Here is a 22,760-nt window from a genome sequence, read left to right as displayed (position 1 = left end):
AGATATATTAGATTGAAAGTTGTTTCGACAATTCTAAGATATCAAGATCGAGTACATGTTTGTTTTCATCTAATGCTTCGTCAATATCAAGATCCATCATTTTACCACCCCGAACGCCAACAACACGTCCCTGTTTACCTTCAAGTAAAATGTCGATTGCGTAAGCGCCCATCCGGCTCGCAAGTACGCGGTCAGCAGCTGTTGGCGCTCCTCCACGTTGAACATGACCTAACACGGTAACGCGTGTATCAAGCCCTGTTTCTTTCGCGATTTGATCCCCAACATCTTGCGCCCGACCTGCACCTTCAGCGACGATGACGATCGAATGTTTTTTACCACGATTGACACCACTTTGAATACGATCGAGGACTTCTTTTAAATCTTCTGGACGCTCTGGAACAAGAATCGACTCCGCCCCACCTGCTAATCCAGCATAGAGTGCGATATCTCCAGCATCACGACCCATGACTTCGATGACATATGTCCGTTCATGCGAAGATGCCGTATCCCGGATTTTATCGATTGCTTCGAGCGCTGTATTGAGCGCTGTATCAAATCCAATCGTATAATCCGTTCCTGGAATATCATTATCAATCGTTCCCGGAAGACCGATTGTCGGGAAACCAAGTCCCGTCAGTTTTTGAGCACCACGGTACGACCCGTCGCCACCTACGACGACAAGTGCGTCAATTTCGAACTTCTTCAAGTTGACGACTGCTTTCGCACGTCCTTCTTCTGTGCGGAACTCAGGACAGCGAGCTGAACGAAGGAATGTTCCTCCACGCTGAATAATGTCCCCAACTGACCCAAGGTTCAATTGGACGAGATCTCCATTGATTAAACCTTGATATCCATTGTAGACACCAAATACTTCTAGGCCATGAAAAATTGCTTTACGTGTAACAGCACGCACCGCAGCATTCATCCCGGGTGCATCTCCACCACTTGTTAAGACAGCAATCCGTTTTAAACTCACGTTAATCACCTCTCTATTAATCTGAATCTAAAATAGCACGTTGTTTTCTTGTTTTACAACAGGGCAGATTGCATAAACTTGAACAGACAGTTTGTTCAGCCTATCACGAAATAAGGAATCCCAACCATGATAGCGATTACATGCCCCTTATGTGCCAATCCGGTGATATTTTTCTGTGCGCTTCTCAATCAGCTGTTCTGATGTTAACTGTGTAAGATACGCAAGCTTCTGTTCTAGTACAACTTTTAATTTGTCCGCCTGTAATGAAACATCTAAGTGTGCTCCACCAATGACTTCAGGAATGATTGCATCCGCAATCCCTAGACGCAATAAATCGGGTGCAGTAATTCGCATTGATTCCGCCGCTTGTTCTGCAAGACTTGCATCTTTCCAAAGCAAAGCAGCTGCACCTTCAGGTGATATGACAGAGTACGTTGAGTTTTCGAGCATCAACAGTTCATCACATACACCGATACCAAGCGCTCCACCAGAACCGCCTTCGCCAATGACGATCGAGATGATCGGCACTTCCATGCCAGCCATTTCAAAGAGATTTTTCGCGATCGCCTCGCTTTGGCCGCGCTCTTCCGCTGCACGACCCGGGTAAGCCCCTTTCGTATCGATGAACGTAATGATTGGACGGTTGAACTTCACGGCTTGTTGCATGAGTCGTAGTGCTTTTCGATATCCTTCCGGATGAGGCATTCCAAAGTTTCGGCGGATGTTTTCCTTCGTATCCTTACCACGCTGATGGCCGATGATTGTTACAGGTCGACCGTTCAGCATCGCGATTCCACCAACGATTGCAGCATCATCATATCCATGCCGGTCGCCATGAAGTTCGATGAAGTCGTCACAAATCCGCTCGACATAATCAAGCGTCGTCGGTCGTTCAGGATGACGTGCCAACTGCACACGGTTCCACGCTTTCATATTCCCATAAATATCGAGTTCTAATCGACGTAATCGTTCTTCGAGCAAATTCAGCTCTTCTTTAAAATCGAGACCTTGCGTTTCCGCCATGTCGTGAAGTTCTAATATTTTCTCGCGTAACGCGATGACTGGTTGATCAAATGGTTGCATGATTTGTTCCCTCCGCGTGCATCATCAGAATTCGTTTATAGTAGGTCTTCAAATCGTGTCGTGATACGACATCATCGAGTTGACCCGCTTGTAGTAGAAATTCCGACGTCTGAAAATCTTCCGGCAATTTTTCTCGAATCGTTTGTTCGATGATCCGTCGTCCTGCAAATCCAATCAACGCACCCGGCTCTGCAATGTTGTAGTCTCCAAGCATCGCAAAACTAGCTGAGACACCACCTGTCGTCGGATGAGTCATGCATGAGATGTAGAGGAGTCCGGCATCCGAATGTTGCTTCAGGAATAAACTCGACTTCGCCATCTGCATTAAACTGACCATGCCTTCTTGCATCCGTGCCCCACCTGAAGCAGAGAAAATCGTTACAGGCAATCGGTGTTTCGTTGCATACCGGACTGCTTCTGCAATCGCTGCTCCAACTGCCGCCCCCATCGAACCCATCCGAAAGCGTGCATCCATCACACACGCAACGAGTGGATAACCATCCACCGTCCCGACACCACAGACGATGGCTTCTTCAAGACCTGTCCGCACTTGATCCCCCTTCAATTTTTCTGGATAATCTTGAAATTGAAGCGGGTCTGCTTTTACGTTCGGAAGATCAAAATATGTGATGCTACCGTCATCAAATAGTTGCGAAAACCGTTCCTGCGCCGTCAAAGGATGGTGATATCCACATGTACAGACACGCAAGTTGGCTTCAAGTTGTTTCGTATATTGGATTAATTTACATTTTGGACATTTCGTCATCAGTCCGACTGGGACGTCGACCCGTTGCTCTTTCGTCGTCAACGTCACGAACTTTTTAGGTTTTCGAAAAAATGCTTGCACGTTAGTTCCCCCTTGTAGTTCCTAAGAGCGTTTCAGGAGTGCTTCCCGTTCCGCTCGCGTATAGAGTTCCCCTTGACCAAAACTTTGATAAAATGCATTCACTTGTCTCCAAATCCGCTCGAACAAATCATTTTTCACCGTATTGATCAACGTTTCTCGAAACGCAGTATCTGAATCGAGATGTTCTTCCAGAAACGTATGATCGTCCAACTGGGCAATAGCAGATTGTTCAAGTAAGCGAAGTGTTCCTGCTAAATCTTCAAATTTCGAGTCGCCGGTCACTAAAAATTGGGCAATGATTTGAATATAGGTATGGTCGTCACGATTTAAAAGAAAGCTTCCTCCACCATGTCTCGTCTCGATGATTCCGAGATAAGCAAGCGTTCGCAATGCTTCCCTGACGGACGGTCGGCTGATTGCTAGTCGATCAGCCAACTCACGTTCAGATGGGATCCGATCTCCCGGAACTAATCCATCCTGCTCAATCATCAATTTAATTGCCGCGATGTTCATTTCAAAAGCGTTTCGCTTTTTCTCCATTTTTACGGCACCACCTTTCTGACGTACCCGTCATTACATAAAATTAGGTGGCATTGGTCAGACCAATTACCCCTTATTATAACAAATCTTATTACCTACTACTAGTTTGATCGGGGGACATTTTTTAAGATGATGTTCGCTTCACCAAATTGAATCCGTAATTGCGCGAACAGCTCTTCTTCATGACGAATCGCATATAAACCCGGCAACGTCTTTGTTTCGTTCGTGTCAGCATAGCGGACGACGACCGGAATGTCACCCGGTGCGATTTCAAGTACACGTTCAAGAGGAGCCAGCTCATTTTTAGAAGGTAACTTGATGAACAAGACATCTTGACCAAGCGGACGTAACCGCTCTAACACGAACTGCCGTTCACCTGCCCGGTCTTGCACCTTCACTTCGATCAACAACACGTTTCCGACATACAACGATCGTTTATACATGTCGTACTGTTTCGGGAAAATGACGACCTCTTCGTTCGAATACCCATCAACGGCTTGCATGACGCCCATTGATTGTGCACGCTTCGTCTTAAATTCCCGCAGCTGCTCGATGTAACACACAAGATAGACGGATTCTTCCATCTCGCTTGAAACATCATGAAAGTGCGTCGTCTCGACTTGGGGTGTCATCGCTGTCATCAAAGGTGAGTAGGTTAACCAGAATCCAAGTGCTTCACGTTCGAGCCGCGCCCAGTCCGTCGCAGTACGTGTGACGGCTTTTGTCGTTGCCCGCTTACCGAGGCTTGCTAATTCGTCCGGTAACAACGTATTCGAAGCCATCGTAAAGTAATCAAGGACTTCTTGTTCCGCTAATCCCCGGTCGCCATGTGTCGCACGGTCGAATGCTCCACCATAGAGTAACAATTCGATTTTAGCGCGTTCTTTTTTTCCCCAGCCGACGGTCGTCAGTAACGTCGTGATTGTCTGCGATGATTTCGCTGCTTCTTTCAAAGCTTTGAAATCGCGTTCCGATATTCCACGTAACACTTGAATCCCGAGTCGGATGCCTTTTCCTTCCAGAGTCGAACGATAGTCTGAAATCCAAATATCAGGTGGTAAAGCTGGCAAACGCTTGTCCCGCATCGCCCGGACAAGTCGTTCCGGTTGATCGATCGACACAAGGGAAAAAACTTGTGGATAGTGAGCTTTCATATAACCTAACGCATAACTAATCTTCGTATAGGCGACTGCGTGACTCCGGTTAAAGCCATAGCCCGCGAAACGTTCGATTTGATCATACAGTGTCTCAGCAGTCGTTTGCGCAAGACCATTCTGAACGGCACCTTCTAAAAAACGCACTTTCTCTGATTCGACCGACGCACTATTTTTTTTCGATATCGCCCGACGTAATAAATCTGCTTGCGCCAGTGTAAATCCGGCGACCCGACGCGTGATTTCCATGATTTGCTCTTGATAGACGATGACACCGTATGTCGTCTCTAGTACTTCCGCTAAAATCGGATGAACCGTTTGATAAGGTTGTCCCGCCTTTCGTTTCGCATATAGATCGATGAATTTCATCGGCCCCGGCCGAAAGAGTGACATCGTCGCGACTAAATCTTCAAAACGGGTCGGTTTGACTTCACGTAACGTCTGCTTCATCCCGTTCGATTCAAACTGGAAGATATAATCCGTATCCCCTCGTGCAAATAAACGCAGGGTTGCCGAATCTTCTTCCGGAAGCTCTTCCATCGAAAAATCGGGACGTTCCCGCCGAATCAACTGTTCCATTTGTCGAAGACGCGTCAAATTCCTGAGTCCTAGTAAATCGATTTTCAAGAGACCTTGTTGTTCGAGTGCTTTCATCAAATATTGGGTGACGAACCGGTCGCTCGATCCTGTATCGAGCGGCGTCGTCTCAATCAAGTCTTCCGAGCCGATGACGACACCGGCTGCATGAATCGACCGCTGTCTTGGCAATCCTTCGATTTCTTGGGCGAGGTGTAACAATTGGCGCCGCTTCTCACTTCCGGAGAACCAGCGGTAGATGGTTTGCTTTTGTTCGATTCCTTGTAAGGTCGTTTCTTTAGCGATTTGCTTCGCCGCAGCATCCGTCTCATCTTTTGAAAACTCGAGGACACGGGCGACATCTCGAAGTGATGCTTTTGCACCAAGGGTCGACAACGTCCCGATTTGACCGACGTGACTTCGACCATATCGGTCAACGAGATAATCCAGTAGCTCCTCGCGGCGTTCGTCCTCAATATCGATATCGATATCCGGCATCGTGATGCGTTCCGGATTTAAGAAACGTTCGAACAGCAACCCATATTTCAACGGATCAACCGTCGTAATGCCTAATGTATAACTGACGAGCGACCCGGCAGCCGACCCACGCCCGGGACCGACACGAATGCCGACCGCTTTCGCATGCCGTACTAAATCCTCGACGATTAAAAAGTAGTCAGCAAATCCAGTTGTTTCGATGACGTCGAGCTCGTAACGGAGTCTCGCCTCCGCAGTCTCATCAACTAGACCGTGTGCCAGTAATCCGTCGCGTGCAAGCTGACGTAGTTTCCCCATTGAGTCATCCGCGACACGTGGCAACGGTCTCGACTGTTTCGGTAATGTAAGTGTTTCTTGCGTCTGCGCCCACTGTTTCAAGAGACGTTGTTCGTGCTCGGTAAAATGTTCGCGTAATTCTTCATCCGACTTGAGATGTGCTTGTCGATTCACTTTTTGTTCTTGAAACGGTGTCCCTTCGTCAATCGCTCGGAGTGCCTGGTAGGCATCTGCGTCGTCACGACGCAAGTAGCGGACAGGATCGATCGGGATGGTTTCCAGTCCTAACTCTTGGGCAACTACCCGGTAACGCTCCCTGCTGTCCCGTTCGACAGTCGAGCGCGCCATTTTCACACCTAAATAGACCGTCGCATTTTTGGCATACCCCATCCAATTCACGACTTGACGCCGAAGTCGCGTTTCATCTTCTGTCGCTTGACGTTTCGGCTCAAGGATTGCGATTAATTCGCTGCACTCCTCTGTTTCCTGTCCACTGGCTAATCGGTATAACATCTGTAATCCCCGACCTGTTTTGGCGTACCATAAAATATTGAATTCATCGATTTCCTTCATGTCTTGTTCATAACCGACGACCGGAAGCAAATCCCGTTTTTGACATTCAGAAACGAACGCCGGAACCCCCGTTAGTGTCGTCTCGCAAATCGCCGCAGTTGAGGCTCCCCTTCGCTTCAACTCGTCGAGATACGGTGATAGACGAATCATACTCTGCAATGGGCTGTAGGCCGTTCGTACGTTCAATTGCATCATATTTCCTCCCTCCTTTTCTACTTCTTTCATCCATTATAAGTTTTTGCATGGTAAAAGTTTTCAGAACATTCATATCTAGCGACTCCTGACTATCGCCTTCTTACTCAATATTCGATACAATAAGTATAGAAATATCATGACGCGGAAGGAAGGAGTGTTTCTGATGATTTTAAATCGTAGCCAGATTGCCCGTGAAAAAGTCGAGCAACTCAAACTCGGTGTCACTGCCTTTACTGAAACAGAAGAAATCGCCGAACGCATTCGGAAGTCTGTTAAAGAGTTAGAACTCAATGTCATCGAAGACCATACAGAACGCGGAATTTGGTTTATTCCGCAAGAAGAGACAACGACGCACTGAGACCACAAAAGGCTGTCCGCTATGTATCCGAATTTGGATGATAGCGAGCAGCCTCTTTTCATTCGAAGCGGAAGTCTCGTGCGACTGCGTCGAGACGGGCGACGACTTGATCCACTTCTGACAAGTGATCGATTGTCGCGCCGGACGCCAACGGATGTCCACCGCCCCGGAACTCCTTCGCTACTTCGTTGATGACGGGTCCTTTTGAACGAATACGCACGCGGACCTCTTTTTCCGTCTCGAGGAATAACGCCCAACTCTTCATTCCTTTAAGGCCGGCAAAACTATTGACGAGCAACGAAGCTTGTTCGACCGTCGCATCGAAACGTTTTAACGTCTCTTGCGTCAAGACGACATAACCGACGCCTGCATCCGTCAACTGGATATGTTGCAGGACATATCCTTGCAAATGAAGTGCAACGAGTTCCGTTTGATACATGTTGCGATAGAGCCAATCTGTATCGATTTCGAGATCAAGCAGTTGTGCTGCGACGGCAAACGTTTTGCTCGTCGTCCCTCTAAATTGGAAGCGTCCTGTATCCCCGACGATTCCTGCATAAAATTGAATCGCCGCTGCCGCTGGGATAGGATATCCCCAGTCATTCAACAGATGGACAAGTAATTCCGATGTCGAACTGACGGTCGGATCGACGAGTTGGACTTTTGCATAAGCATCTTCGTCCGGGTGATGATCAATCTTAATGACGTGACGCCCTGTCATCGCAACATGACCGTCGATTCGTGCTTCATTCGCCGTATCTAAAATGACGACGAGTGCTTCTTCATACATTTTCGGTTCCACTGCGTCGAGCTTCCCCATGAACGATAGGGAGTCTGCCATCTCACCGACGGCGTAGATTTTTTTCTCCGGAAATTGTTGCTGCAAAACTTCACGTAACCCGAACTGGCTTCCAAGCGCATCCGGATCCGGTCGTTCATGCCGATGAATAATAATCGTCGATGCGTCTTCAATCAATTGTCTGATTTGTTCTTTCACAGTGCACAGCTCCTCTAAATATTGATATGATACAAACAGATACGAAAAAGAAAGGAAGGTCATCCCCATGCAATTCGTTCTAATCTTGTTAATCGTCTTGTCGCTAGGAGGCTATTTACTCGCTAAGCGTCGTGCATTCCATACGAAGAGTACGAATCGGAAATTTTTATTTAACACCCAAGCAAGCATTTGGCTCAGCCTATTCGTCATCTTGTTCGCAGCCAATCAATTTCTGTCTGGCGACGGATTGACGACGTTGACGGGTAAAATCGTCTGCTCGATTTTAATCGCAGTTGGTCTCGCCTCATTCATCGCTGGTTTCATTCGTTATCGAAAAATTTACCCTTATGTTGTTCGCGAAATGGAACAATCGTAAAAAAGACGGATTCTCCGTCTTTTTTATTTGGTCATTTATCGGTCGATCAATTGTGAGGTCACAAGTGCCTTCGCAACAATTTGGGTTCCTTGGTACATCTCGACGTCGACTTTACCGAACTTCCGGCCAACATCAAATACATTTGCCCGAATCGTAATCGTACTTTCAATCTGGACCGGCTTGATGAAGTAGATGCTGACATTTTCGATGACGAGGTCACCCTTCTTCATATGCCGCAACATCCGTGTCGCACCCTCGACGAGCAGCGTCGTCAAGACGCCACTCGACGCCGTCCCCATGAAATTCGTCATCTGCGGTGAGACTTCAAGCGACAAATACTGTCCTCGGTCATCTTCGGCCGTCTTGATTTGCCCTGTAATCAAATCATCAAACGTTTCGCCGACTTGCGGCTGACGATTTGCGAGTTGGAGCGCCTTCAAGACATCTTGCCGACTGATGATGCCTAGCAACCTGCCGTACTGGTCGATGACCGGCAACATTTCGATCCCTTCCCAAACCATCTGGTGCGCCGAGTTCGTCACGCTCGTCCGAATACCGACCGTGATCGGATGACGGGTCATGACTTTTTCAACCGGCCAATCATGCGGTCGGTCAATGATGTCTTTCGCCGTGACAACGCCGACGACCTTCATCTGTTCATCGATGACAGGATACCGATTGTGTTTCGTCTGTTCGTTCAATTCATGCCATCTGGAAATCGGGTCGTTCGTCTGTAAATAAAAGGTATCATGCAACGGAATCAAAATATCGGAAACGAGCAAAATCTCCTTTTTGATCAGGCGATCGTAAATCGCCCGGTTAATCATCGTCGCAACCGTAAACGTATCGTACGACGTCGAAATGATCGGAAGTTCCATTTCATCTGCCAAGCGCTTCGCATCTTCCGTCGTATCGAAACCGCCTGTGATTAAGACTGCCGCTCCCGCCTCGAGAACCAGTTCATGCGCCTTTTCTCGGTTACCGATGATAACGAGACTATCGACGTCGATGTATCGCATCATCGCCTCTAACTTCATCGCACCGATAACGAATTTTGTTAACGTCTTGTGTAGACCGTTCCGTCCGCCGAGAACTTGTCCATCAACGATGTTGACAACTTCTGCAAACGTCAGTTTTTCAATATTTTCTTTCTGTTTTTTCTTAATGCGGATCGTCCCGACCCGTTCAATCGTCGAAACAAAGCCTAGATTTTCGGCTTCTTTAATCGCACGGTATGCCGTACCTTCCGATACCGTTAAATCTTTCGCAATCTGTCGGACGGATATTTTTGCGCCAACATCGAGATCTTCAATGTGTCGGATGATCTGTTCGTGTTTCGTAGGCATGCTGTATCCCTTCTTTTTCCTATATTCTACTCTTCTGTCATTATACTGTACTACTCGAAAGAATGAAAAGTGTACTAGTCCGATTTGCGAGAAATGTTTTCCAAAAGCAAGGATGTTATACTGAAAAGTGACTATTAGAGAGGTGGGAATAAGATGTTAGAACGTACGAATCAAATCAGCCAAGTATTAAAAGAATCAGGCATCGATGTCGCCTTGATTACTTCAAAAGCCGGTGTATTCTATTTTTCTGGTGTCTACGCTGAACCACACGAGCGTGTCATGGCCGTCATCGTTGACGCGAATGGAAAACGAGCACTCTTCTGCCCAGCACTCGAAGCAAGTATCGTAGCAGCAAGTCCATGGGATGGTGAAGTCGTCACTTATGCCGATCATGAAAATCCATTCGACAAAATCGCGCAATTGCTCGGCTCGTTCGCCGTCTCAAACAACCGACTCGGGATTGAAGGGGAACACATGACGTTCAGCCGTTTCAAAGAGCTTGAGTCTCGTTTGGAAAATGCGGCAATTCTCGATATCGGAGATAAGCTCCAAGCATTACGCCTCCAAAAAGATTCAGAAGAAATCACGATTTTGCGCGAAGCCGCTCAACTCGCAGACGAAGCAATCGAAATCGGGAAAAATGCAATTCGCCCCGGCGTTACTGAAATCGAAGTCATCGCACAAATCGAATTCGAGATGAAGAAAAAAGGCGTCCGCGAAATGTCTTTTGATACACTCGTCTTATTCGGTGCAAACAGCGCTGATCCGCACGGTGTCCCTGGCGACCGCGTCATTAAAGAGGGCGATTTCGTTTTGTTCGACCTCGGTGTCGTTTGGAAAGGATACTGCTCTGATATTACACGGACGTTCGTTTATGGAACTCCGAGTGCGGAACAGGAAAAAATGTATCAAACTGTTTTAACTGCGCTTGAAGCAGCGACAGATGCGAGTCGTGTCGGCATCACACTCGGTACACTCGACGAAGCGGCACGGAACGTCATCGACCAGGCTGGTTATGGCGAATACTTCACGCACCGCGTTGGTCACGGTCTTGGAATCGACGTCCATGAATTCCCGTCACTTGCATCGAATAATCTTCTGACAGCTGAGCCTGGTATCGTCTATACACTTGAGCCTGGCATCTACGTCCCTGACGTTGGTGGCGTTCGAATCGAAGACGACATTCATTTAACAGCAGACGGTCCAGAAGCATTGACGCGCTATCCGAAACACTTACAATCAATCGAAGCCAACTAAACATCTACTAAAAAAGGTTATCTCAACCGACTGAATTCTTCGGATGAGATAACCTTTTTTATTTTCGCGACTGATGAACGACGTTGACGCCACCTGTCACATCGAGAATCGCACCCGTAATCAGACTCGCATCTTCTGCAAGTAAAAATGAAATGGCGCGGGCGATATCGCCCCCGACACCGGTCCGGCCGACAGGCGTTTGATCGTCTGCGACTGCTTCATCAATCCACTTCGTCTTGTTGTCTCCGACGATGTTTCCGGGATTGACCATATTCGCCGTAATCCCGTACTCCGCCTCTTCTAACGCAACACTTTTCGTTAAGCTGACCATCCCACTCTTCGCAGCAGCGAAAGCAGCTCGATAAATCCATCCTGGTGCTGTCGCACTTTCCGGAAAACCATATGTGATGACACGTCCATAGCGTTGCTCCCGCATGATTGGAATCACTTTCCGTAGTAACCAAAAGCTCGCCGTCAAATTCCCTGCGACGACTTCGTCCCACTCTTCGTCTGAATAATCGACGAGTGATTTCCGTTCAAAAATATACGGTCCCGCATTAAGTATCAATGCATCAATCCGCCCATGCTTTTCCATCGCTTCATCTACTGCTTTAAGCAATTCGGTTTGTTTCGTCACATCTGCTTGAATTGGATAAAGACGTTCATGTTCAAACTCCGGCTTCGATCGGTGCAATGCTGTCACATACCATCCTTCGTCTAACAGACGGCGTGTCACCATTTCTCCAAGCCCTTTCGTTCCTGCTGTAATCAACGCGTGCCTCATCTTGGCATCGCCCCCTTTCACCTTGTTCTATCTTACGATGTTCACGTTTGAAGAACAATTTTTAGAACTCTAACAATGTTCAACACTTTCCATTTGTGGGAATGGTATAATAAGGACGTAGTATCAGCCGAATACGAAGGGATGGATTCATCATGGCAATCGTATATCATAACGTACTAGTAGCAGTTGACGGATCAAAAGAAGCAGAACGTGCATTTGAGACCGCAATCGACGTCTCACTTCGAAATGACGCCAAGTTAGTCATCGCCCATGTCATCGATACACGGACGTTCGCGACTGTCGAAGCATATGACCGCACAATCACAGAGCGTGCCGAGTCTTATGCAAAAGAATTATTAGACGAATATGTCAAAACGGCGCAAGAACGTGGAGTCAAAGATGTGGAAGTCGCAATCGAGTACGGTTCACCGAAAGTCACGATCGCGAAGAAACTCGCTCCAAATCATGATGTCGATTTAATCATTTGTGGTGCGACCGGTCTGAATGCCGTCGAACGTTTCTTCATCGGTAGTGTCTCTGAAAGCATCACACGTTACGCCAAATGTGATGTTTTGATCGTCCGTCTGTAATTGAATTCATTATTTTCTCCGCACCTTCTCACGAGGGTGCTTTTTTTCGTAAAAAAATCCATCGAGCCGATGCCCGATGGATAGATGTGCTTATTTAAATTTAACGGTGACGTTACGACGTCCCCAGCTGAATGCTTCTGAGCGCGAGTAGTACAAGATATCAAGTTTTTTCCCCTTGATGGCTCCACCTGTATCCGCTGCCGTGTACGTACCTTTTAATTTCCCTTTATAATACACTTTGACCGTCGAACGAAGCGGGATGACACGCGGGTCGACCGCTACGACTTTTTTCTTCGAACTCTTGATGTTCCAACCAATCGCTGTCAAGTTGCCGCTGCCTGGATCGTACGGCGTGTAAGCTGTCGCACTGACGTTTGTTAGTGTTTTCCAACCGCTTGACGATTGTTTTTTAGAAGACGAGCTCTTGACGACCTTTGAATAACGTGCGCTTAAGTATGCTGTTTTTCCTTTGTAGCTTACTTTGTACCAGTTACCTGTTTTTGCTTTGTACGGTAAAGTTTGATTTTTATAAAGAAGACCTAATTTTTTCGATGACGTGGTTGCTTTTTGACGAACAACTAGGCTATTGACCGACGATTTAACATTCTTTTTAGTAGCAGCTTCTGCTTGAAGACCTGCAAACGAACTGAGTGCTAACAACATTGCTAAAACACTAGCGAGTATTCGTTTCATCATGTAATCTCTCCTCCATAATTGTTCCCGATTTGTTAACTGAGATTAATATACATGACAAAAAGGGGCAGTGCCGTTACATATAGACCACAAAAAAATGTCGTTACTATTACTATTATGTTACAAAAGGCTCATATTTATGTTTTCAAACCTTATTTACGACTTATTTTTGAAATGAAGACAGATTTCAGAACGTTATATGACAAGGACTGTAACATAACTAAAAAACGAGAACAAAAGTTCTCGTTAAAAAAAATCATTGTTTTAGCTTTATCAATACAAAAAAAGACCGGACATGATGTCCGGTCTTCGTGTAGATAAACTCTTATGAAACGTGAACATACGATATCGAGGCGGATTGCGCTCTAAAGTGTCTGCATGACTGGATTTCCGTCATGGTATTCCCTAAAAAGCGTCATGTTTCGTTGACTCCTACGGGGAAAAGTGCGTGTTTAACGCACGTTCAGAGGCAGGCAAGACCCTGCTCGTTGTCCGCTAGGATCCAAGGAGCAACGGCTTGCGCCTCGCCCGAGGAAAGCAACGAAAAAAGACGCTTGATCTCCCGATAGCACGTTGTCTACAGTCAGAAGACCGGACATGACGTCCGGCCTTCTGCATGTTAGTACTTATGCATTTTGTTCAATCAATCCACCGACACGAACTGTGTCACGTGCGATCATCAATTCTTCATTCGTTGGAATGATGATGACTTTGACTGGTGAGTGCGGGTAGTTGATGAAGAGTTCTTCTCCACGCGCTCCGTTGTTAAGCGATGGATCCCAGTAGACGCCCATGAACTCGAGTCCACGGAGAACACGCTCACGAATCGAGTCAGAGTTTTCACCGACACCTGCCGTGAAGATGATGGCATCGACGCCGTTCATCTCTGCAGCATATTGTCCGATGTATCCATGAATCCGGTTAGCGAAAATACGAAGTGCCATTTCAGAACGATGGTTTCCTTCCGTTGCTGCTGATTCAACATCACGTAAGTCACTTGAAAGACCAGATAATCCGTAGATTCCTGATTCTTTGTTCATGACGTTCAAGACGTCTTCTGCCGACTTCCCTGTTTTCTCCATCAGGAACGGAATCAAGGCCGGGTCAAGCGAACCAGAACGTGTTCCCATCGTAATTCCTTCAAGTGGCGTGAAGCCCATCGTCGTATCGAGTGACTCACCGCCAGCAACTGCTGCAATCGATGCCCCACTACCGAGGTGACAAGAAATCAAACGAAGGTCTTTAAGCGGACGTCCGAGCAACTCAGATGCACGTTCCGTAACATATTTGTGGCTCGTACCGTGGAAGCCATATTTCCGAATGCCGTATTCCGTATAGTATTCGTACGGAAGGCTGTAAAGGAAGTTTTCTTCTGGCATCGTTTGGTGGAAGGCCGTATCGAAGACAGCCACTTGCTCGACTTCCGGCAAGATTGCTTGGAACGCACGAATCCCGATCAAGTTTGGTGGGATGTGGAGTGGACCGAGCTCTGTATAGGAATCGATATCTTTAATGACATCTTCCGTAATCACGACAGAATCCGCATACTTTTCTTTACCATGAAGGACACGGTGTCCAACACCTTTGATTTCATCGTAAGAAGAAATGATGCCAAACTCCATCAACTTTTCAAGTGAGAGTTCTACTGCTTCTTTATGTGTTGCAAGCGGAAGGACGTCTGTATACTTTTGCCCTTCACCATATTTAATTGTAAAGATTGCATCGTCTTTCCCGACACGCTCTACTAAACCGATTGCTACTAACGTTTCACTCGGCATCTCAAGTAGTTGGAACTTAAGCGACGAACTACCAGCATTTACCGCCATAATTTTTGCCATGATCTATTTTCCCCTTTTCCATTCAAAATCAGTAGACATTCACATCTGTGTGGGTGTTCTATTTTTTCTGTCTTACATTAGGATAGTCAAATTAACAATAGAATTCAATTACTTTTCACTTTTCATTTTAATTCTGTATTAATCCATTCATCAATCTGTTTCACCATTCCACCAAATGCACGTGCATCGGTGAATGACGGGAGTTCAGCAAGTAATGCTTGTTTTGGCATCGTCATTCCCGCTAGGTGATTTCGGACGATTAAATAACTTTTTGCTGCCTGTTCTTGCTTGAACATGGTTAATGGCAGTTGCAAGATGCCGACGACATGTGCCTTCGTCTCAAAATACTGCTTCAATTTCCCTTCCGTATCGTGCTCAAATAATCCATTCGGGATGACAAAGACACCGAATCCGCCTGGTTTAACATAATTCATCGCCTGTTCAATCAAAAGAAAGTGGCTGTAACTCATTCCTTCTTCTCGTTTTAACACATACTCTTTTGATACTTCTTCGTCCGGATAGTAACCAATCGGCAAGTCTGCCATCGCGAGATCGACTGGATCTAACAGTAGAGGACGGAGTGCATCTTGATGCGTGTAAGTGACGGGATAATTGAGTAATTCCGTGATTGAAGCCGATAACCGGACTAACGTTTCATCGACTTCGACTGCTTCTGCTGCCGTCCCCGTCGGAAGTTGACTGATGACGGCATGAAGCATCCCACCTGTTCCACTACCAAGATCAAGTAACCGAGCGTCGTCCTTCTTGATTAGTTTCCCGATTAAATAACCTGCAAACAATGCAACGCTGTCCGGTGTTGGCAAATGATTCGGTTGTGCCTGTTTCATTCCTTCGAGAACAGCAAGCGAAACAGATTTCCGAATGACTTCTGGATCGACTTTTTCAGTATGGCGGTCATTTAAGCGATCAATGACCTCCGTCAGCGCCTCTAAATAGGGCATATCAAGGTCGCGTTCTAATTTTCTCGTTTGTTGCGTTAGTTCCTTATATAATTTTTCTAATGCTTCCATCGTCAGTTCATCCTTTCAAAACGAAACGGCCCCCCATATTTCCTGGGAGCCGTTCTTCTCATTACATCCATTGTATCTGTTTTACGTCGTTTGTAAACTATTCTTACTTCGCAGCTTTTGCTGCGGCGATCGCCGCATCAAAATTCACTTCGTCTGTCGATTCTGGCATATATTCGACATAGACGACTTGATTTGCTGAATCAATAACGAATACCGAACGAGCTAGCAAACGAAGTTCTTCAATCGCGACGCCATAGCTATGCCCAAACGATAAATCACGGTGATCCGATAATGTTACGACATTATCAAGCCCGCTTGCGGCACACCAGCGACGTTGTGCGAACGGAAGGTCGTTTGAGATTGTCAACACTGTCACGCCATCGATTTGTGCTGCTTCTTCATTGAACTTACGTGTTTGAGCGTCACAGACGCCCGTATCGATCGATGGAACGACGCTAATCATACGAATTCCTTTGTATGTATCGCGCGAAACCGGCGAAAGATCGTTAGCGAGTACCTCGAAGTCTGGTGCTTGTTGTCCGACTTCAACTTGTGTACCAAGTAATGTAATATCATTTCCTTTAAACGTTGCCATGTGTATTCCCCATTTCCCCATGTTGTCTTTCAAATGCATTTCCAATCTTACTATAGGAATGTTCGCCTTATAACGCAAGCTTTCTGACGAACTTCCTAGCTATCGGTTCCCGATTTCTGAAAAAACAGTTATAATGAAAGAGTACATGAAACGCTTTCAAGGGGGAATTGACCATGGCTCGAAACAATGTCTACCTGTATTACCGAAATAAACAAAGACACGAGACGCAGGTACGTAAATTAGTTGAAGTCGGCAAGCGATACGGATTGAATGTCGTCCAGGATCATAAACAAGCAAATATCATCGTTTCAATCGGTGGTGACGGCGCGTTTCTTCAAGCAGCTCGCTTTACAGGCTTCCGTGACGATGCCATCTATGTCGGTTTCGCAGAAGGTCCAAATTCCTTTTACTGTGACTTCGACATTAATGACCTGTCCTCCGTCGAAGCCATTTTCAAAGAAACAGGCGATCGCGTCTCGAATGGCGAAATTGAAGTCCGACGTTATCCATTGCTTGAAGCATCGATCAATGGCGGGCCAGGTATGCTTTGCCTCAATGAATGTTCCGTTAAATCGAGCATCATTAAATCACTCGCAATTGAAGTCTACATTGATGGATTCTTATTTGAAACGTTCCGTGGCGATGGTATGGTCATTTCGACGCCGACCGGATCGACCGCTTATAACAAGTCCTTGTCTGGTGCAATCGTCGATCCATTGATTCACTGCCTCCAAGTCAGCGAAATCGCATCCGTCAACAATAACCGCTACCGGACGCTCGGATCGGCTTTCCTCTTGAACCGCGGTCGTAAATTATCGCTTCGCATCATCGAAGACGGAAACGACTATCCGATCATCGGGATGGACAATGAAGCGTTAAGCTTAAAACGAACGGACTCCGTCGACATCCAATTGTCCGATAAAGAATTAAAAACCGTCAAATTAACGAACAATACATTTTGGCACAAAATCCAACGGTCATTCTTATAAAACAAACAAAAACTTCCCTGTCCACCAAGGACAAGGAAGTTTTTTTATCACCTAAGGAACGTACAGAAAAGAACGTCTTGAATCGCTTTAAACCGCGAAAAGCGGATCATCGGTCATTTGATTGATAGAGGACGGAAACGTTCATCCTCGACTCCGAGGGGAAAGGAAGCGCGTCCGTCACAAAGGGTGGTGTTCATCTGACTATGAGTCATCCCCTTTTGAGGATTTACGGAACGAACGCAACCTCTTAAGTCGTTGTCAAAGATGCTTCCTGGCGATAGACCGTTTTTCCTTGTTGTACCGTTTCGACTAGTCGATTCGTAAGAATCTGTTCATCTGCAAGACGATAAAAATCTTCTTCGAAGATGACGAAGTCTGCATTATATCCAGGCAATAACATTCCTTTTCGTCCATGTGTCTCTGTTGCGACATGTGGATTTTTTGTGAATAATAACAATGCTTCGTACATTGAAAGAACTTCGTTCGATTTATTAATCCGCCCTGCTTTCCCCACGGTCGCTGCATAGAGCGCTCGGCGAACATCGGGACTTGAAATCGGCGCGTCAGAGCCGCCACACATTAAGGCTCCTGTGCCCGCTAGCGACTTCAAGCGATAGGCCGAGTCGAGACGCTTCAAACCGAGACGTGCTTCAGCAAAATCAGCATCATCTAACAAGAAGACCGGTTGCACATCAATTAAGACAGGCAACTTCCGAATCCGTGCCAATAATTCAGGTCGTACGACCGTTGCGTGAATAATACGATCGCGCGTCCCTTTCGGAGCCGGATACTTTTCAAGCACATCCACGAAACGTTCGATTGCAAGATCTCCGATGACGTGCGCCGCGACAGTGAAACCGTAGCTTCGTGCTCGTTTCACGAGTTGTTCAAGTTGGTCCTGCGAGTGAACTTCAATGCCACGCGTCGTCGGGTCGTCCGAATAGCCACGATGCAATAATGCCGTTCTTCCACCGAGCGCACCATCGACAAATAATTTCATCGCTCCAATTGAGAGCGTGTCAGGGAGAACAGGGTTTGCTTGAATGAATTCATCAAGGACGAGATGATGCACGAGAAGATGGGCATGAAAACCCGTTTCTTCCGTCACTTCTTTATAAGCTGATAAGACTTCGTTTAATGCACCGTGATAAGATAAATCCTCTGTATGTGCCGCCACGATCCCATGACGATATAAGTCTTTGATTGCCGCGCGCAACGATGATTTGTTTCGTTCCGTCGATCCTGCTTGCAACGCATAGAGCGGTTCCATTGCTGCATCATAAAGAAAACCATCTGCTTCCCCTGAATCGAGCAAACCGATTTTCCCACCCTCGATGACCGTTGATGCTTTATATCCCAATTGTTCAAACAATACGTCATTGACGAGTACCGTATGCCGATCCGTCCGCTTTAGTAAAGCTGGTTCTGTCGGGAACAGTTGATTCAACCAAGTTTTTGTTGGCGCTTGATCTAGCTTGGTCTCGTCGTAGCCTTCTGCCACATGAATTCCATTGATCGCTTCCGCTTTTAAAAAGGCCTGTCCGAGTTCTTCTAGCGTCATGTAACGCGAAGCATCGACACGACCTATCGCTTCGCCATATCCAATGAGGTGGATGTGCGCATCGGTAAAGGCAGGATAGACGGCTTTGCCATTCAGATTCTCAATCGACTCGACGCGTTTACCGAAACGTCGCCGTAACTTCCCCTCATCCCCCATGGCTATAATCCGACCTGCTTCGATAAACATCGCCGGATGAACATCATGTTCATGCGCCATCGTTCGAATGATTCCGTTTACATAAAGTATTCCCATCTTAATCGCTCCTTTTTTTTACGAAAACAGGGTGACCGCGGCGGCCACCCTGAGTTGTCAGTGATGATTACATATGAATCGTTTCTTGCTTGGCACATGCTTGTTTGATTCGTTCAATTGATTGTGGATCAAATTGTTCGAGGACACGTTCCCCTAGTAAAATCGCACGTTCGTAATCGCCAGCGAGGAACTTCGTCTCAGCAATCGTCAACGACATATGTATCTCATTATCATTGCGACGGAAACGATTCGCGTACTGGACAAGTCGTTCTGCATAAGTGACTTCGAACACTAATGTATCTATCCGTTCTTGCAATTGTTTAAACGTCAACTTGACATCTTCGCTTTGCGAAACGATGTAACCGACATTAAACGGAATCTCCTCAAAACGTGCCTCGAGCGTCTGTAACGAACGACTCGCTGTTTGAAGCGCTTCTTCGACATCTTGCGGCATCTTCGGTAACCCGAGCCGTTTCAATCGTAACCGGGCACTAGAGAATGCATGACGCCATTCATTGATGCGTTCGCGTACTTCCAGCTCTTCTTTGCGTAGTGCTTGGAGTTCGATACTGAACCGTTCGTATTGAATCGTTAATTGTTCTTCCAGCCGAATGGCATCACGCATCTGATCTTCTAACATGCTGAACGGAATGATTCGGCTAGCGATGGATTCGTCCAAATCCTTTGCTGCCCCAAACAACATCTCTTCATCGCGCTGAATCGACTCGTAATGCTCTCCTAAGTCAGCTGAAATCTCATACTGTTCACGGAGCGAACTAAATTCTTGTGCCAATTGATGGACTTTTTCACGCATCCGCAGTGCTTTTTGTTTCAAGACTTGATTTTCTTTTTTTACATGATGACGCGCGTCGACTTCACGACGGAACGTATCATACATCTGGTCGACATCAGCCGAAAGTTGCTGGACGCGTTCTTCTAAATCGTCCATTTCTAGAAATTCAAGTTTTTTAACTAGGTTGAGGCGTGTTTCCTCAAATCGTTTAATATCCGACTGCATGCCAAGCGGCTCAAGCGGATAACCATCCAGCGTCATTTCATTATATCCGGCGCTCAATTGGTCGATTCGTTGACGTAACTCATGTGCCAGGACTTTCCAATGATTCGGAATCACTTCGACTAATTGACGCGTCTGTGCGACTCGTTCTTCAAGCTGAAGGCTTGTTTCATACGCTTTCGTCACTTCACCTGCTTCCTCAAAAGCAGACATTTCTGTACGCAACTGATCGATTTCTTCACTGCGTTCTTCAAGTTTCGCTAATGCCGGACCAAACGACGTCGCTTGTAGGAGCAACGATTTACGGACTTGACCTGAATCTGTCTCACCTTGCGCTTTCAATGAAGTCAATGCAGATTGATTATTTTTAAACGTCTCCATCTCACGCAGCATCTCATCGATTAACCCTTCAAGCTCACCGATTAATTGTTCCGTTACTTCTAAATCATTCTTGACGGCAAGGAAATGATATTTATCGAGCCCTTCTTCCGCTCGATACAATGTTTCATCGATTTGCGCGACGTGGACTGTCAACAGTTCCTCCCAAGCCTGATGCCAGGAAGTGAATTTCGTCTCCGTCTCGCCCGCCATCGGAAGCTGCTTTAATTCTTGTAGCTCCTTCGGAATTGATGCGCTAATAATCCCCTGTTTGCGCATATCTAGCTCGTCAATTTTTGTATAATATTTTTTTCGACTAATCATGCTAAATAACATGACGAGTAATACGATGACGATGACACCAATCACCCATGCCCACATTTGTCACGACCTCCACCCTATCAAGCGATTCCATTTATCAACAATTTCGCTTTTTATCTTATCCTTATAATAGTATAGCGCAACCGATTTGCATAGATTTACTAAGGCTTTTCCTGATTTCTTCGACAGATTACAGCGTCTCGCCGAGAAATCAATTGTTTGTCAGCATCTTTAAAACTCGGGTAAGATAGATTAAATATGATTTTTCAGGAGGAATCTTAATGATGTTTGAGACAACGACGTATGATGGTGACCGAACAAAACAATATGACATGCTGAATAAGCAACTTAATGCTTTACTGACTGGAGAAACGAATCAAATTGCCAATCTTTCAAATGCGAGTGCGTTACTTGGTCAATTTCTCGATCGAACGAACTGGGTCGGCTTCTATTTAACGGACGCAGAACAAAATCAACTCGTTCTCGGACCATTCCAAGGCTTACCTGCTTGTGTCCGGATTCCATTCGGTCGTGGTGTCTGTGGTACAGCGGCAGAAGATCAAACGACACAACTCGTCATGGATGTCCATGCTTTCCCAGGACATATCGCGTGTGATGCGGCAACGAATTCCGAAATCGTCATTCCATTAATTAAAGATGGAAAAACGATTGGTGTCCTCGATATCGACAGTCCTGAACTGAATCGTTTTGACGAAACCGATCAAGCCGGCCTTGAAGCCTTTAGCGAAATTCTTCTTCGTCATATTTGATTGACAGCAGGAATAAGCAGACGTATACTTGTAAAAGTGCAGAAATGATAACGATAGCGGTCAAATCGCTTGCGTATCACATTTCATGACTCGGCTTTGCCGGAGGGGCATCGTGTAACTTTGCTATCAAGCGAGGGTGCCACACCATGAAATGGGCGTAACGTGGGTTTGATGGCGTTATTATTTTTATGCAAATAATAACGAACACTAAGGAGGAGTCTTATTATGGCTCGCTATACAGGTCCAGCTTGGAAACTTTCACGTCGTCTCGGTATCTCTCTTACTGAAACAGGAAAAGAAATCGCAAAACGTCCGTACGCTCCAGGACAACACGGTAACAGCCGTCGCAAAATGTCTGAGTACGGTCTTCAACTTCAAGCGAAGCAAACGCTTCGTCACATGTACGGAGTAAACGAACGCCAATTCAACCGTATCTTCAACGATGCTGGCAAAATGCCTGGTATCCACGGTGAGAACTTCATGTTCTTACTTGAAGCACGTCTTGACAACGTCGTTTACCGTATGGGTATGGCTCGTACACGTCGTGCTGCTCGTCAGCTCGTCAACCACGGTCACATCCAAGTTGAAGGCGCTCGCGTCGACATCCCTTCATTCCGCGTGAAACCAGGTCAAACGATCTCAGTTCGCGAAAAATCGAAGAACTTTGTCGTTATCAAAGAAGCACTCGAAGTTGCACCAGCAACTAAAGACTTCGTTACTTTTGATGCTGAAAAGCTCGAAGGAACGTTCGTCCGTCTTCCAGAGCGTTCTGAATTGAACGATCAAATCCAAGAACAACTCGTCGTTGAGTACTACTCACGTTAATCTGTTGTTTTTAGCACTCACTTCGGTGGGTGCTTTTTTTGTGTCCTTTTAACATTTTTTAAAAAT

21 protein-coding genes are annotated in these 22,760 nt (G+C 46.3%); 7 read left to right on the top strand and 14 right to left on the bottom strand.

What is annotated here, in order from left to right; translation table 11 throughout:
- Positions 1 to 7: 7 nt before the first annotated feature.
- The 5 genes from pfkA to dnaE form a co-directional block, all read right to left on the bottom strand.
- A complete protein-coding gene (gene pfkA / locus KNQ02_RS02115) occupies positions 8 to 976 on the bottom strand; it encodes a 6-phosphofructokinase (RefSeq protein WP_088837608.1) in 969 nt (322 codons plus the stop codon).
- Between the two features lie 147 nt (positions 977 to 1,123).
- A complete protein-coding gene (gene accA, locus KNQ02_RS02110) occupies positions 1,124 to 2,059 on the bottom strand; it encodes an acetyl-CoA carboxylase carboxyl transferase subunit alpha (RefSeq protein WP_029331147.1) in 936 nt (311 codons plus the stop codon).
- A complete protein-coding gene (gene accD / locus KNQ02_RS02105; RefSeq protein WP_088837609.1) occupies positions 2,046 to 2,906 on the bottom strand; it encodes an acetyl-CoA carboxylase, carboxyltransferase subunit beta in 861 nt (286 codons plus the stop codon). Before accD ends, accA begins: the two co-directional genes overlap by 14 nt.
- A gap of 21 nt (positions 2,907 to 2,927) precedes the next feature.
- The gene (locus KNQ02_RS02100; RefSeq protein WP_214768727.1) at positions 2,928 to 3,446 is read right to left on the bottom strand and encodes a FadR/GntR family transcriptional regulator; all 519 of its coding nucleotides are present in this window, start codon (positions 3,444 to 3,446) and stop codon (positions 2,928 to 2,930) included.
- Between the two features lie 101 nt (positions 3,447 to 3,547).
- Positions 3,548 to 6,718 carry a DNA polymerase III subunit alpha gene (gene dnaE, locus KNQ02_RS02095; protein ID WP_214807232.1) on the bottom strand — a complete coding sequence of 1,057 codons (3,171 nt, stop codon included), beginning with the start codon at positions 6,716 to 6,718 and terminating at the stop codon, positions 3,548 to 3,550.
- 163 nt (positions 6,719 to 6,881) lie between these two features.
- Here dnaE and KNQ02_RS02090 point away from each other — a divergent pair, with 163 nt between their 5' ends.
- Positions 6,882 to 7,076, top strand: a complete 195-nt coding sequence (locus tag KNQ02_RS02090) for a YtzJ family protein (RefSeq protein ID WP_088837612.1) — start codon at positions 6,882 to 6,884, stop codon at positions 7,074 to 7,076.
- 58 nt (positions 7,077 to 7,134) lie between these two features.
- On the opposite strand, the gene KNQ02_RS02085 is transcribed toward KNQ02_RS02090, so the two are convergent.
- Entirely contained in the window at positions 7,135 to 8,073 is a 939-nt protein-coding gene (locus tag KNQ02_RS02085; RefSeq protein ID WP_214807231.1) for a DHH family phosphoesterase, read from the bottom strand.
- A gap of 67 nt (positions 8,074 to 8,140) precedes the next feature.
- Between KNQ02_RS02085 and KNQ02_RS02080 the strand changes: the two genes are divergently transcribed.
- A complete protein-coding gene (locus KNQ02_RS02080; RefSeq protein ID WP_088837614.1) occupies positions 8,141 to 8,449 on the top strand; it encodes a YtpI family protein in 309 nt (102 codons plus the stop codon).
- A gap of 35 nt (positions 8,450 to 8,484) precedes the next feature.
- On the opposite strand, the gene KNQ02_RS02075 is transcribed toward KNQ02_RS02080, so the two are convergent.
- On the bottom strand, positions 8,485 to 9,795 hold the full coding sequence (locus KNQ02_RS02075; RefSeq protein ID WP_029331154.1) for a DRTGG domain-containing protein: 1,311 nt from the start codon (positions 9,793 to 9,795) through the stop codon (positions 8,485 to 8,487).
- 153 nt (positions 9,796 to 9,948) lie between these two features.
- Here KNQ02_RS02075 and KNQ02_RS02070 point away from each other — a divergent pair, with 153 nt between their 5' ends.
- Positions 9,949 to 11,052, top strand: a complete 1,104-nt coding sequence (locus KNQ02_RS02070) for a M24 family metallopeptidase (RefSeq protein ID WP_088837616.1) — start codon at positions 9,949 to 9,951, stop codon at positions 11,050 to 11,052.
- A gap of 58 nt (positions 11,053 to 11,110) precedes the next feature.
- On the opposite strand, the gene KNQ02_RS02065 is transcribed toward KNQ02_RS02070, so the two are convergent.
- A complete protein-coding gene (locus tag KNQ02_RS02065) occupies positions 11,111 to 11,836 on the bottom strand; it encodes an SDR family oxidoreductase (protein WP_088837617.1) in 726 nt (241 codons plus the stop codon).
- Positions 11,837 to 11,988: 152 nt separating this feature from the next.
- Here KNQ02_RS02065 and KNQ02_RS02060 point away from each other — a divergent pair, with 152 nt between their 5' ends.
- A complete protein-coding gene (locus KNQ02_RS02060; protein ID WP_088837618.1) occupies positions 11,989 to 12,426 on the top strand; it encodes a universal stress protein in 438 nt (145 codons plus the stop codon).
- 90 nt (positions 12,427 to 12,516) lie between these two features.
- Here KNQ02_RS02060 and KNQ02_RS02055 read toward each other — a convergent pair whose 3' ends face one another.
- From KNQ02_RS02055 to tpx, 4 genes are all read right to left on the bottom strand, one after another.
- Complete coding sequence (locus KNQ02_RS02055) at positions 12,517 to 13,122, bottom strand: 3D domain-containing protein (RefSeq protein ID WP_029331158.1); 606 nt, start codon at positions 13,120 to 13,122, stop codon at positions 12,517 to 12,519.
- Positions 13,123 to 13,745: 623 nt separating this feature from the next.
- Positions 13,746 to 14,957, bottom strand: a complete 1,212-nt coding sequence (locus tag KNQ02_RS02050; RefSeq protein WP_088837619.1) for an acetate kinase — start codon at positions 14,955 to 14,957, stop codon at positions 13,746 to 13,748.
- Between the two features lie 122 nt (positions 14,958 to 15,079).
- Positions 15,080 to 15,988 (bottom strand): class I SAM-dependent methyltransferase, encoded by a 909-nt coding sequence (locus KNQ02_RS02045; protein ID WP_214807230.1) that lies wholly within the window; start codon positions 15,986 to 15,988, stop codon positions 15,080 to 15,082.
- A gap of 103 nt (positions 15,989 to 16,091) precedes the next feature.
- Positions 16,092 to 16,589 (bottom strand): thiol peroxidase, encoded by a 498-nt coding sequence (gene tpx / locus KNQ02_RS02040; RefSeq protein ID WP_157898524.1) that lies wholly within the window; start codon positions 16,587 to 16,589, stop codon positions 16,092 to 16,094.
- Positions 16,590 to 16,756: 167 nt separating this feature from the next.
- Between tpx and KNQ02_RS02035 the strand changes: the two genes are divergently transcribed.
- Positions 16,757 to 17,572 (top strand): NAD kinase, encoded by an 816-nt coding sequence (locus KNQ02_RS02035; protein WP_029331162.1) that lies wholly within the window; start codon positions 16,757 to 16,759, stop codon positions 17,570 to 17,572.
- 247 nt (positions 17,573 to 17,819) lie between these two features.
- Here the strand turns inward: KNQ02_RS02035 and KNQ02_RS02030 are convergent, their stop codons facing one another.
- Positions 17,820 to 19,385 (bottom strand): amidohydrolase, encoded by a 1,566-nt coding sequence (locus tag KNQ02_RS02030; protein WP_214807229.1) that lies wholly within the window; start codon positions 19,383 to 19,385, stop codon positions 17,820 to 17,822.
- 67 nt (positions 19,386 to 19,452) lie between these two features.
- Positions 19,453 to 21,159, bottom strand: coding sequence for a septation ring formation regulator EzrA (gene ezrA / locus KNQ02_RS02025; RefSeq protein WP_088837623.1), 1,707 nt, complete (start codon positions 21,157 to 21,159; stop codon positions 19,453 to 19,455).
- A gap of 224 nt (positions 21,160 to 21,383) precedes the next feature.
- Between ezrA and KNQ02_RS02020 the strand changes: the two genes are divergently transcribed.
- Positions 21,384 to 21,869, top strand: coding sequence for a GAF domain-containing protein (locus KNQ02_RS02020; RefSeq protein ID WP_214769053.1), 486 nt, complete (start codon positions 21,384 to 21,386; stop codon positions 21,867 to 21,869).
- A 225-nt stretch (positions 21,870 to 22,094) separates the two neighbouring features.
- Complete coding sequence (gene rpsD / locus KNQ02_RS02015) at positions 22,095 to 22,694, top strand: 30S ribosomal protein S4 (RefSeq protein WP_026827721.1); 600 nt, start codon at positions 22,095 to 22,097, stop codon at positions 22,692 to 22,694.
- Positions 22,695 to 22,760 lie beyond the last annotated feature (66 nt).

Origin of the sequence: Exiguobacterium sp. s102, from assembly GCF_018618635.1 — a bacterium.
GTDB lineage: Bacteria > Bacillota > Bacilli > Exiguobacteriales > Exiguobacteriaceae > Exiguobacterium_A > Exiguobacterium_A oxidotolerans.
The sequence above is the reverse complement of the archived record's forward strand: the minus strand, read 5'-3'. Positions and strand labels throughout refer to the sequence as shown.

Bases quoted from the DNA above. Each gene is read 5' to 3' on its own strand.
- KNQ02_RS02045 (WP_214807230.1), bottom strand. From the start codon at position 15,988: ATGGAAGCATTAGAAAAATTATATAAGGAACTAACGCAACAAACGAGA.
- ezrA (WP_088837623.1), bottom strand. From the start codon at position 21,159: ATGTGGGCATGGGTGATTGGTGTCATCGTCATCGTATTACTCGTCATG.
- accA (WP_029331147.1), bottom strand. From the start codon at position 2,059: ATGCAACCATTTGATCAACCAGTCATCGCGTTACGCGAGAAAATATTA.
- KNQ02_RS02055 (WP_029331158.1), bottom strand. From the start codon at position 13,122: ATGATGAAACGAATACTCGCTAGTGTTTTAGCAATGTTGTTAGCACTC.
- KNQ02_RS02065 (WP_088837617.1), bottom strand. From the start codon at position 11,836: ATGAGGCACGCGTTGATTACAGCAGGAACGAAAGGGCTTGGAGAAATG.
- KNQ02_RS02050 (WP_088837619.1), bottom strand. From the start codon at position 14,957: ATGGCAAAAATTATGGCGGTAAATGCTGGTAGTTCGTCGCTTAAGTTC.
- KNQ02_RS02020 (WP_214769053.1), top strand. From the start codon at position 21,384: ATGTTTGAGACAACGACGTATGATGGTGACCGAACAAAACAATATGAC.
- KNQ02_RS02035 (WP_029331162.1), top strand. From the start codon at position 16,757: ATGGCTCGAAACAATGTCTACCTGTATTACCGAAATAAACAAAGACAC.
- KNQ02_RS02070 (WP_088837616.1), top strand. From the start codon at position 9,949: ATGTTAGAACGTACGAATCAAATCAGCCAAGTATTAAAAGAATCAGGC.
- KNQ02_RS02060 (WP_088837618.1), top strand. From the start codon at position 11,989: ATGGCAATCGTATATCATAACGTACTAGTAGCAGTTGACGGATCAAAA.
- rpsD (WP_026827721.1), top strand. From the start codon at position 22,095: ATGGCTCGCTATACAGGTCCAGCTTGGAAACTTTCACGTCGTCTCGGT.
- KNQ02_RS02080 (WP_088837614.1), top strand. From the start codon at position 8,141: ATGCAATTCGTTCTAATCTTGTTAATCGTCTTGTCGCTAGGAGGCTAT.
- KNQ02_RS02090 (WP_088837612.1), top strand. From the start codon at position 6,882: ATGATTTTAAATCGTAGCCAGATTGCCCGTGAAAAAGTCGAGCAACTC.
- KNQ02_RS02100 (WP_214768727.1), bottom strand. From the start codon at position 3,446: ATGGAGAAAAAGCGAAACGCTTTTGAAATGAACATCGCGGCAATTAAA.
- KNQ02_RS02075 (WP_029331154.1), bottom strand. From the start codon at position 9,795: ATGCCTACGAAACACGAACAGATCATCCGACACATTGAAGATCTCGAT.
- KNQ02_RS02030 (WP_214807229.1), bottom strand. From the start codon at position 19,385: ATGGGAATACTTTATGTAAACGGAATCATTCGAACGATGGCGCATGAA.
- dnaE (WP_214807232.1), bottom strand. From the start codon at position 6,718: ATGATGCAATTGAACGTACGAACGGCCTACAGCCCATTGCAGAGTATG.